The organism is Cryobacterium soli, from assembly GCF_003611035.1.
Lineage (GTDB): Bacteria > Actinomycetota > Actinomycetes > Actinomycetales > Microbacteriaceae > Cryobacterium > Cryobacterium soli.
In genome coordinates, this window is the sequence record NZ_CP030033.1 from 1,686,355 (window position 1) to 1,698,055 (window position 11,701).

The 11,701-nt window shown below is 60.3% G+C and carries 6 protein-coding genes and 1 pseudogene; 5 read left to right on the plus strand and 2 right to left on the minus strand.

The genetic code is table 11. From position 1 onward, the window contains the following. Window positions 1-74: 74 nt before the first annotated feature. The 4 genes and pseudogenes from DOE79_RS07720 to DOE79_RS07735 all read left to right on the plus strand — a co-directional run bounded on the left by DOE79_RS07720 (window position 75) and on the right by DOE79_RS07735 (window position 5,244). Window positions 75-947, plus strand: a complete 873-nt coding sequence (locus DOE79_RS07720) for an ABC transporter permease (RefSeq protein WP_120337986.1) — start codon at window positions 75-77, stop codon at window positions 945-947. Window positions 948-1,068: 121 nt separating this feature from the next. Continuing rightward, window positions 1,069-1,692, plus strand: a pseudogene (locus DOE79_RS07725) (ABC transporter ATP-binding protein); the annotation flags it as partial. Between the two features lie 244 nt (window positions 1,693-1,936). Beyond that, a complete protein-coding gene (locus DOE79_RS07730) occupies window positions 1,937-3,373 on the plus strand; it encodes a sugar transferase (protein WP_245977197.1) in 1,437 nt (478 codons plus the stop codon). 122 nt (window positions 3,374-3,495) lie between these two features. Then, on the plus strand, window positions 3,496-5,244 hold the full coding sequence (locus tag DOE79_RS07735) for a DUF4012 domain-containing protein (RefSeq protein ID WP_162942653.1): 1,749 nt from the start codon (window positions 3,496-3,498) through the stop codon (window positions 5,242-5,244). 384 nt (window positions 5,245-5,628) lie between these two features. Here the strand turns inward: DOE79_RS07735 and DOE79_RS07740 are convergent, their stop codons facing one another. After that, window positions 5,629-7,653: an acyltransferase family protein gene (locus tag DOE79_RS07740; protein ID WP_120337990.1), complete on the minus strand. Its 2,025-nt coding sequence runs from the start codon at window positions 7,651-7,653 to the stop codon at window positions 5,629-5,631. Between the two features lie 982 nt (window positions 7,654-8,635). Between DOE79_RS07740 and DOE79_RS07745 the strand changes: the two genes are divergently transcribed. Further along, entirely contained in the window at window positions 8,636-11,194 is a 2,559-nt protein-coding gene (locus tag DOE79_RS07745; RefSeq protein ID WP_120337991.1) for a GH39 family glycosyl hydrolase, read from the plus strand. Window positions 11,195-11,239: 45 nt separating this feature from the next. Here the strand turns inward: DOE79_RS07745 and DOE79_RS07750 are convergent, their stop codons facing one another. Then, a complete protein-coding gene (locus tag DOE79_RS07750; RefSeq protein ID WP_120337992.1) occupies window positions 11,240-11,695 on the minus strand; it encodes a VanZ family protein in 456 nt (151 codons plus the stop codon). Window positions 11,696-11,701: the final 6 nt, after the last annotated feature.

Here is an 11,701-nt window from a genome sequence, read left to right on the forward strand (position 1 = left end):
GCGGTAGAATCGCTCCGCGCGCTCGGCAGACCGAAGCGCCCCACCATCACGTCACTCGAAAAGCAAGGACCAGTGTGACCCAATCCACGTCGTCGCCGGAGCTGGACGGATTCGTCAAGCCCGGCCAGGGGTCAGGTTTGGTCGACGTCTTCCGACGTCGGTACCTGCTGACACTGCTTGTACGCAAAGAAGTCCAGGTGCGCTATCGAGGGTCTGTGCTCGGCTGGCTCTGGTCGTACGTCAAGCCGGTCACCCAGTTCCTGGTGTTCTTCATCGCGCTCGGCGTCTTCCTGCAGCTCAACGGAACGATCCCGAATTACCCGGTGTACCTGTTCTCGGGCCTGATCCTGGTCAACCTGTTCAGCGAGGCGTTCAGCAACGGCACCAGGTCGCTGGTGGACAACGCGGCTCTCATCAAGAAGATCTACCTGCCCCGGGAACTCTTCCCGGTGTCATCGACTCTGGTGGCGCTGGTCAACTTCTTGCCGCAGGTCCTGGTGCTCGGGGTCGTGTGCCTCTTCGTCGGCTGGCGCCCCAATGTGGTGCAGATTCTGGGAATCCTCCTCGGACTCACGATCATCGTTGTTCTGGCGATGGGCCTGAGCTTGTTGTTCGGTTCGGTGAACGTCTCCTTCCGCGACGCCGAGAACTTCGTGGAACTCATCGTGCTCGTGGCAACGTGGGCGTCGCCGGTGCTGTACCAGGTGGCCGTGGTCGCCAAGGTGCTGCCTGAGTGGCTGATGGTCATCTATCAGCTCAATCCTCTGACCGCCGCCGTGCAGCTGATGCACGCCGGTTTCTGGTTGCCCACCACCAATGGCACGGGTCAGCTGCCGAACAATCTGATCGCCTATGGTCTCTTCGCCCTGATCATCTCGCTCGCCATCCTGGCGATCGGACAGTTCGTCTTCCGGAAATTGGAGCGCCGTTTTGCCCAGGACCTCTGATTCGCCCGTGACGACGGTTCCCCAACTGGCGATCATCGCACGCCACGTCAACAAGACCTTTCTGATGAGGCACACCCACTCGCTGAAGGAGTCCGTCATCGCGGCGCTGCGCCGACGGCCTCTGTCCTCGTCGTTCAACGCCCTCGAAGATGTCAGCTTCCGCATCAACAGCGGCGAGTCCGTGGCCTTGATGGGGTTCAACGGTTCGGGCAAGTCCACGCTCCTGAAGCTGATCTCCGGGGTCCTGCAGCCCGACCACGGCGATGTGCACACCCGTGGCCGGGTCGCCGGCCTCATCGAGGTGGGCGCCGGGTTCCACCCAGACCTGTCCGGACGTGAGAACATCTACCTCAACGCGGCGATCCTGGGCATGTCCCAGAAGGAAATCGACGCCCGATTCGACGCCATCGTCGAGTTCAGCGAGATCGCCCAGTTCATCGACACCGAGGTCAAGCACTACTCCTCCGGCATGTTCCTCCGTCTGGCCTTCTCCGTCGCCATCCACACCGAGGTCGACATCCTGCTCGTCGACGAGATCCTTTCCGTGGGCGATGAGCCGTTCCAGCGCAAGTGCCTGGCCAAGATCCGCGAGTTGCACGCCGCGGGCAAGACCCTGGTTGTGGTCAGCCATGACCTGCAGATGGTGGCCGATCTCTGCGAACGCGGAATCCTGATCAACAAGGGCACCGTCGTATTCGATGGCGAATCCCACGAAGCCGTCGCCCGGATGCGCGCACAGGAGTAACTCCGGCGACGTGCGGCGCTGACCTCCACACCTCTACGGCAGCGATCCCTGTGAATCAGATACCGTGCACCAGCGGAATACCTCCGAAATGGGGCCTCCTCAGAGGCCCCTATACTCCTTATATGTGTGACTGAACATGGGACACTGTCATGTGGGGGCCGTTCTCGGCCTGCCCGGAAAAAACGGTGCGCCTTAAGGCACTTGGGGGGAACTACATATGGCCGTGGATACACGAGCCCCTGGGGTGGCCCAGCGAAAGCAATGGCAACGCAAGTTCGCCGTGCGACTTTTTACCACCGACGTCGTCGTGGTCTGCACCGCGGTACTGGGATCACACATCCTCTGGTTCGGCTTCGAATCAGTCGAACTTACGACCACCGGAATTCCTGACCTTCGCGCCTCTTACGGTCTCGTGTCGGTTGTGCTCATCGCCGCGTGGATGCTCATCCTCGACGTGTTCGCCACGCGCGATCACAAGGTGATCGGTAGCGGCACACTGGAGTACAAGCGTGTGGTCGATTCCACAATCCGCCTTTTTGGCGTCTTCGCCATCGTCGCGCTCCTATTCAAACTGGAGATCGCCAGAGGCTATCTCCTCACCGCGCTCCCCTTCGGGCTTCTCATGCTCCTATTTTCTCGCTGGGCTTGGCGGCAATGGCTGCGCAAGCAGCAAGCCAGAGGGAACTATCTGGCGCGGGCTCTTCTCCTGGGTGAGCGCCGCAAGGCCACCCATGTGGCAGCCACGATTCAACGCGCACCAGGTTCGGGCCTTCTGCTGGTGGGCGCCCTCACCCAATCATCGAATCGTCACGAACCGCCCATCCAGGGCGTCCCCGTCCTCGGTGACTACTCCTACCTCTTGCAAGCGGTTGACGACGTTGAAGCCGACACGGTGATCCTCACCGGAGCCGACGAAATCAATCCGGACGACATGCGCCGAGTCGGGTGGGGACTGCAGGCTCGCGACGTGGAACTTATCGTGGCCCCCGCCCTCACGGATATTGCCGGGCCGCGGATCCACGCCCGACCGGTGGCCGGCCTGCCTCTGATCCACGTGAGCTACCCCGCCTTCGAAGGAATCCGACGTTGGTCCAAGCGAAGCTTCGACATCATCGCGTCCGGACTCCTGATCCTGCTCGCATCGCCGGTTCTCCTGGGCGTCGCAATCGCGGTGAAGCGTTCCGGACCCGGCAACATCCTCTACCGTCAGGTGCGCATCGGCCGGCACGGCAACCCTTTCGGCATGCTCAAGTTCCGCTCGATGGTGCAAGATGCCGACGACCAGCTCGAGAGCCTGCTCGACGCACAAGGCACCTCGGACACCCCGCTGTTCAAGGTCACCAACGATCCGCGCATCACGCCGGTCGGCCTGATCCTGCGCAAGTACTCCCTCGATGAGCTCCCCCAGCTCTTCAACGTGATTACCGGAGAAATGAGTCTCGTCGGTCCCCGCCCACAGCGGGCGGCCGAAGTCGCACTGTACGATGATGCCGCAAGCCGCCGCTTGATCATGAAGCCCGGCATGAGTGGTTTGTGGCAGGTCAGCGGTAGGTCAAACTTGAGTTGGGAAGACAGCATCCGGTTGGACCTCTATTACGTGGAGAATTGGTCCCTCACTGCGGACATCCTGATCCTCTGGCGAACCGTGCGCGCTGTCGTGCGTCCCGAGGGCGCCGTCTAGCCTCACACCCGATTTCGCACTTCGAACGAATGAATGGACACATGCACGAGACCCGCCGATCTGCCCGCCATCGGACACGGCGTCGTCCCTGGTACAAACGGTGGCAAGTGTGGGTTCTGGCCGTGGTGATCCTGGTGCTGGCGGCTACCACCTGGCTGGCCGTGCGCGCCCTGCAGGCCAAGACGGAGCTGGAGACCTCCGTGTCGCTCGTCAGTCAGCTGCGTGACCAGCTCGTCGCCCAGGACGTTCCTGGTGCTGAGGCGACTCTCGCGGACCTCACGCCGCGTGTGCAGCATGCGCGGGAGTTGACCAGCGACCCCGTGTGGCGGGTGGCGGAATTCACACCCGTGCTCGGCTCCAACCTCACAGCTGTGCGTGAGCTGGCCGCGGCCACGGACTCCATTGTCGTGGACGCCGTACCACCGCTCATGGAGATCGTGAGCGACTTCGTCAGCGACGGCCTCACCACGGACGACGGCGCGCTCAACACCGCGCTCTTCGAAGCGGCCATCCCCAGAATCGACGTGGCCGCGACCACGATCAACGCTGCGGTCACGACAGTCGACGGCATCGACACATCGAATACGATCGCCCAGGTGACCAAGGCGCAGGCGACCCTGGCCGATCAGCTCAATGCACTTGCCCCGGCGATGACGCAGGCGCAGAAGGTCTTGCCGATCGTGGCGCCGGCTCTCGGCGTCGACACGCCCCGCACCTACCTCATTTTGTTTCAGAACAACGCGGAGCTCCGTTCACTCGGGGGCATTCCGGGTTCCATCGTGCCGCTCACGCTGTCGAAGGGCTCGATCAGCCTGGGTGACCAGCTCGGCAAGGACGATTTCTCCGTTTACGACGCGTCCATCGTCGATGCGCCAGACGGGGTGACGGAGCTCTTCCAGAACGCTTATGGGACGTCAATGCTCAACTCCACGGTTCGGCCCGACTTCGCCAGCGGCGCCAACATCGCCCGCACGATGTGGCAAGAGCAGGTCGGCACCCCGATCGATGGTGTCATCGCGATCGACCCCGTTGCGCTGAGCTACATTCTCCGCGCCGGGCCGCCGATCCAGCTCTCCACGGGCGAAACGATGACCGGTGACAACGCCGTGGACCTGCTGGTCAACAAGGTCTACCTGCGGTTTTCAGGTGAGACCGAGGCTTCTCGTGCCCAGCAGGGCGCCTATTTCGCAGAGGTCATCAACGGTCTCTTTGGCACCATCATGGGTGGTGACCTCGACCTCAAGGTTCTCGCGAGCGGAGTGGCACAGGCCGCTGAGGAGCGTCGTCTCTTGCTGTGGAGCAGCAACGAGGCGGAAACCGGCGTGATCGAGTCAGCGCATCTCGGTGGCGCGTTGCCGCAGAGCGACGCCCAGACCGACCGGATCGGGCTGTACACGCAGGATGCGATCGGCTCGAAGATGGACTACTATCTCGACCAGACGGTGACCTTGAGCCAGGCGGCTTGCCGTGCTGACGGCCGTGAAAGCTATCGCGTGAGCGTGAACAACACCAACCGCCTGACGAAGGATCAGGTCGACGACCTCACCTTCTACATCGTCGGCGACGGCTCAGAAGGGGTTACAGCGGGAGACATCCGCATCGATCTCTTCGCGTACGCCCCGCCCGGTGCCGAGATCGTCGGGCTCAGCGTTGACGGCGTTGCCGAGAGCGTGACCGCGTTCCATGACGGCGACTACCCCGTCTCTCGCCTCCGAACCACTATCGAGCCCGGCTCCACCCAGAACGTGACATTTGACATGGTCGCCGGCGAGCCCGGAACGCGTGATCTCGCGGCGATTTTGACACCGATGGTGCGCGCAACGACCCTTGACTCAACCGCGCTCGATTGCGCCACAGTGGCTGCTGGATAGGCGCCTGACTGGTTGGCTGAGGCCCCTCCCTTTGCAAACGGCTGCAAAGCAACAACGCTCAGAAACAGCGCGTTACTTTCCTCGCGCGCAGGCGCGCTGTTGTTAGACAGCCCAATCTCGCAACACGCCGCTCGGACCCTACTCAGACCAGTTGACCAGTTCATGCTGCGTAGATTTTGGTTCCCGCATCCCGCGAAGCTGAGTGGGCCGTGCTCGCATTCTTGAGGGTCATGGTCTTATCATGCGCATGTCAATTTGTTCACAGCCCCAATGACGGAGCCCGCTGTACGGGACTGTGGTTCCAGCGCCGGCCCAGACAGCCAAGCCGGGGCCGGTCAGGAGAACTTCTGCCCGCCACCCAAGCTTGAGCCGGCGACTTCGTCGCTATTTAAGTTCTGCGGCCACAGCGGCTCCGAGGAAAGGCGCGAGCGTCTGCGTGAACGTGTAGGTCAAGTGATTGCTGTCGTAATAGACGACAGCTCCACCAATTACCGCGTGACAGCCGGCCTCGTCACAGAAATATTGGGTCAGATCTATTAACGGCACACCTGACTCTGCGGACGCCTCGACCATGAAGTCAGGGGCGTCAGGCGGCGTCCAGGCGCATGGATCGTAGGCATTCGCGTGCTCCTCGATGCATTGGGGCGCTGTCTGTTTTCCCTTCATGCCTGGTACGTCGCGGACCGCGATGACCGTCTTACCCGACGCCTCTACCGACTTCCAGACTTCGATTGCCTGCGCCGCTGGAATCTGGTAAATGCTTGTTCGATTCACGAATACGACGGTATCGATATCGGTATTCACTTTAAGAGCGTCGAGCATCTTGTCGCCCCACTCTAAGCACTCCCCGTATGCCTTCACTCGTTCGGCGGATAGCTTGACGGGCAACTTGTCCGCGGGAACGTCGTTTTCCATCGCAGTGCATCCCGGGATTGCGTACATTATGATTTTCCACCCGTGAGTTCTTGCATAGATTACAAGCGGGTCGACTAATGCGTGCGCGTGTGAATCTCCAACTAACGCAATTGTGTGTTTCGGCTTATTGGTTACTCCGAAGGTGCAACAGTCTGGCCCCGCCATGACCCCGTGCTTCCAAACGATATCGTCCGCAGCGAATTCGGGACTTACTGAGTCTGTCTGCGCATAGGGCCTGGCGCAGTCATTCGCCGCGATCATGGCGGAAGCTCCAAAGCACCCCACACCAGAGGAAATGGATTCAGCTACCTGGGCTGCGAATTCGTCGTTTTGGCGATGCAACTGAGCCGTTCCGATGCTGGCTACACCGACGATCAGTACGACACCGGCGATCATGAAAGCAAAGACCGGGCGACGCAATCTCAAGAGACCTCGTGTCCTACGTACAGGTTCTTCAATAAGCTGCCGTGTCCCCACGGCCAGCAGCAAAGTCAGCGCGAGAATCATGAGTCTGTTCTTCATAGTCAGTTCATGGCCAGTGAGGTAGGGGAAAAGGACGATGAGAGGCCAATGCCACAGATAGACCGCGTACGAGATGTTTCCCAGTAGCTGAGCAGGCCCAAATGCGAGGAGGAACTGTGGCGACCACGTCGAACTGCTATCTCCTGCGTAAATGAGTGCAGCCGTGCCGACGACTGGGATCAGCGCAATCCAACCCGGAAAAGCGGATGCGCCGGTGAAGAGCACAGCGGAGCCAACGATCATGCCCAGGCCTAGCCAACTCACCACCAGTTGGGTCACCCCGCCCCAGCGCGAGAGCCTGTTGAGAAGTGGCGGCAGAAAGACAATGAGCCCACCAGCGGCAAATTCCCAAGCACGAGTTGTGGTTACAAAATACGCGCTCGGTTGACTCGCCGAAGTCTCGAAAACTGAAAAGGACAAAGATGCGACGAAGACAACGATCAGAGAACCAGCGACGACACGCCTAGGCGACCGCGATGACCTCATTTTCGTCGCTAACCAGAGGGCCGCCAGTATCAGAATCGGCCATCCTATGTAGAACTGTTCTTCGATCGACAGAGACCAAAAGTGCTGCGCGATCGACGGCTTATTGTCGACACCGAGATAGTCAACCGAGTTGTTCGCCAGAAGCCAGTTCTGGACGTATACCGCGCTTGCGCCAATTTCGTAGAGAGACTGTTGTAGCAGCGACTTCGGCAAGATTACGAATACTGCAATCAGCGACGCTGATAGCACTGTGAAGGCGGCAGGCAAGAGCCGACGGATACGTCTGGCCCAGAACTCAGTCAGTGATACTGTCCCGGTTCTTTCCACTTCCCTGAGTAGATGCGCTGTAATGAGAAACCCAGAGATAACGAAAAAGACGTCAACTCCCACATAGCCCCCGGTGATTCGCTTGGGCCACAAGTGAAAGAGGACGACGAGTCCTACTGCGACTGCCCGAATTCCCTGTATATCTAGTCGCTTCTCCACTTAGCCAAGCACTCTCTTTCGGATTCGTCAGTTGTCTATTTGATTCGCGGAACCAAGCCTTTCCCGCGCTCACGATCACGGCGATCTGGCCTGCTGGCATTGAACGGTTCGGGAGGGCTCCGTTTCAATGCGCGGAGCTTCCGGACACTGCAACGGTTCGCCCCCCGCGCCCGCCAACGTCGGGCTTGCCGGCCGATGACCTAACTAGAAGCCGTGACGGTCAAGGCGAGTAGCGACGCCTCACCACAGTTGTGAACCTTTGTTCACCTGGCTCCATTTGTTCGTACCTGAACTCACGAACAGCTAATGGCGGGTTGTCGCGGCAGACAAAGCGCACCCCGGGGCACGCTCCGTGCGAACCAATCGGACTTATCTGTCGATACAGCCCGTCGCGCAACTGCTGAAACGCCGTCGGGTATGTCCTGCGGAAAGGACGCGAGGCGATGCGTCTTGCGACCGGGGCCAACGTTGAACATGACGGGTGGTTAGAGTTCAAAATTGGCTTCCCCTCAAGCGGACGGCGACGTTCCGCGTCGAGTCGCCCACGGCCGCCTAAGTCCCTATCTTTACACAGTGAAAGATAAGGTTTTCTTAAGGACTGTGTGGTACCCGTAGACAGCGCGTTCCAGTGGCGCTCCTGTGGTCGAGCTGCCCCAATTGACCCGAACGCACCAAAGCCAAGACTGCCGTAACGGAACTGGAGCGCGCCTTACCACGCCGCCAACGCGCTGGTCCTTGCGCACGCTCTTGCGCCTGCGGCACCGCTCTTCGGCGCAAGCCACTGCTCATGTGTCGACGAACGTCCCCGTGCTCCCAGCCTTCGCCGGGGTGATCCGACTACAACTCGCGTCGTGACCAGGTCCTTGACCGGAGACGGGCTCAAGTTTCCGCAACAGAATCTCATCTAAGCTCAGTCATCGAGCGCGGACGATCTGTACCCTACGCCGCAGCCATCACCGCCAGCAGGAGAGACCTTTCGTCTATGAAGACCCCCCGCATGGAGAGATCCAGTCTGACCCTCCACGTTCGCGCCAAGAAACACCAACCGCACGCCAGGCATGTTGCGATGCTCCTGGTAGCTGCTTTCGCGTTGACGGCGTGTGTCCCAGAGCCTGTTCCGGCGCCGACGCCGACGACTGCGCCTGTGCATTATCCGCCGCAACCCGCTTTTTCCGCCTCCGCCCCCGACCTGGCTCCCGCGGATGGCGTAACTGCGACTACGACCACGGCGTCGATCACATCCAGCTACGCCGCCACAGGAGAAGCGTTCGACACCGACGGTCTACTCAATGCCTCGCAGGGCGGGTACACCGGCATGACGAACCTGAATTGGTTTGTCGAGCAGGCCGCACAGATGTCTAGCATGGGGATTAAAGAAACCCGTATTGACCACATTTTCGATGATCCGTACTACAAGGTAGTCAGCACAGACGCCGATGGAGCAATGGTCTACGATTTCTCACGCCTCGATCAAGTTCTGCTCCCGCTCGTCGCCCATGGCATAACGCCGTTCATCACACTGTCCTACATGCCAAAGGCCCTGGCGACCTCTCCTTACGCCCCACCAAAGTCCCTCGATCAGTGGTCTGCCCTCGTAGCTGCGTTCGTTGCACATTACCGAGATCTCGGCCACACCGGATGGGAGTACGAGGTGTGGAACGAACTCGATACCGATCACTGGTTAGGCGGTCCGGATGCCTACAACGCGCTGTACGTGGCAAGTGCCAACGCTGTGCGAAGCGTTGACAGCACCGCAAGAGTCGGGGGGCCAGCAGCTTCTGGACTGGATTCGATTGGCAACTGGTCAGAGAACTTCATCAAGTTCCTGGGTGCCAATCCGACGGTGCCGATCGACTTCTTCACCACCCACAGTTACCGCTCCAACAATTGGGAGTCTGTGCCCCAGGCGCGAGCATGGCTAACGGCAGCGGGGCTCGAGAACCTGCCGATCTACATCACCGAGTGGAACAACGACTCATTCATGGACAGAGGGGCCGGTCAGGGTTCCGACACCAATTCGAGTATCAACGGTTCGAGTTATCTCGCACGCCGGCTCTACCTTGCAAGCCAGTCCGGCGGGGAGAAGTTCTTCTACTTCAGCCCGGTCGAGGGATTCAGGTATCTGATCCCCTACAACGGGGACCTCGGGCTCGTTACTGCGGATGGCCACCGCAAGGCAGGAGGAAACGTCTTCGAGTTCTATTCCGAGCTCGGGTCGACCTTGCAGCCCGCTGCCGTGGTCGGCGCCGGTTCGGATACCCAAGATGTCTATGGTTTCGTTACCAAGGACGAGACGAAGCGGACGACCGCAGCGTTGCTGTGGAACAACACCGAGAACGACGTTGAGATGACACTGACGCTAGAGGATCTTCCCTACAAAAAGACGAACTTCACCTCAACGGTATCCATGGTGACGGCCGCGCGAGGTAACGGGTTCAGCGACGCCTCAACCGAGGTCGCTCCGGCGTACCCGAGCGCCAATGAGAACGCACCGGTGGTCGATGACGCAGTGCTCAAGGCCGCTCAAACGATGAAGACTACGATAACGATCCCCGCGCACGGGGTGGTCAACGTCGAACTAGCCCCAACCACGGAGAAGAAGGCCGGTCAAAGGCAAATATCGGCCGAGCCAGCCGCTACAAATCTTGCCGCGGCCGCCTCAGGCGCAGTGGCCACCACCAGCAGTTCCATCGAGGATGTCGGTGAAGGATGGTCGGTATCGTCCCTGAGCGACGGACGTCGGCACAGTTTCGAGCCCGTGAAGGTCAATATGAGAGGTTGGAGCTCGGCGGTCCACACCACTGCTGACACGACAGAGACCGTGCGAGTCGATCTCGGTGCGGTGAAGCCCGTTGACACCATGGTGCTGTGGCCTCGCGATTCGCAGGTGGCTAATGGCAAGGGGTTCCCGTCAGGATTTGCGATCCAGGGCTCAACGGACGACGCAACCTGGACAACGCTTTACACCGCCACAGGGTACAACGATGCCCTCCCCGTGGACGGGCCTCAAACCTTTGCCTTTCCCGCAGGCGAGTACCGGTATCTGAAGGTCGACGCTACTCAATTGACCTCGACATCGGCGACATCGGAGCCTGAGTTCAGCTTTCAGCTCGCCGAACTCGAGGCCTACCGCACAGGGATCGTCAACGGTGGATTCGAGATCGGCACGCTCGATGGTTGGGAATCCACGGGCGCGGCCTCGGTTCAGGCCGATGTGGTGCGCGGCGGGACAAAGGGGCTTCTGCTGAGCGGAGCGGGTGCGGGAGTATCGTCTCTTCTCACCGGTCTTCTTCCCAACACGACCTATACGCTGGGAGCGCACGTGCGTCCTGGCCATGACACCAAGGGCGTTGCGCTTTCCGTCTCGAATCACGGGTCCGCCCGGGCAAGCGCCACCGCTGACTCTGACCAGTGGGAGTCGGTGTGGGTGACGTTCACGACTGGCAAACAGGACACCAGCGCCGAAATCGCACTCTCCATCGACTCAGGGGCCGGAAGCGTCTGGGCCGACGACTTCCTTCTGACACAGAAGATCGACTGATCGCCCAAGCCGGTGATGGCGCTGTGCTCCGCCGAAAAGCTGTGGTTAGCGCTGCGTATCCATCTTCCAAAGAGCGTAGGCGATCATCTTCTCATCCCGGCCGTGAAGGGCCGCCCTGATCCCGACCGCCAGCACCGCTCCGATAAGAGCGCCAATCGTGTTCGCTGCGACGTCTGTTACGGTGGCGAATCGTGCTGACAGGAATTGGGCCTGAGTTAACTCGATCACTACGGAAAGCGCCGGACAACAAATCAGGGCTAGCCACCAAATACGTGCTGGCAGGAGTATGGACGTCAAGAACCCAAGTGGAACGAACATAAGAACATTGGCAGCAAACTCGAGTTTGTTATATCCAAACCACTCGGGCATCCCATTCCGGTGAAGAATGCCCAGGAGCCGGTCGATGGATCCAGCGAAACCTTGGTCCAGCGGAGTCGGCCACATGGTAGCCGCTAACACAAGCGCCGCATAGCCGGCTATGGCAAGGGCAGCGATCCACACTCGGGC

What these genes read in the sequence shown, in the direction of transcription:
- DOE79_RS07745 (WP_120337991.1), top strand. Translation starts at nt 8,636, where the DNA reads ATGAAGACCCCCCGCATGGAGAGATCCAGTCTGACCCTCCACGTTCGC.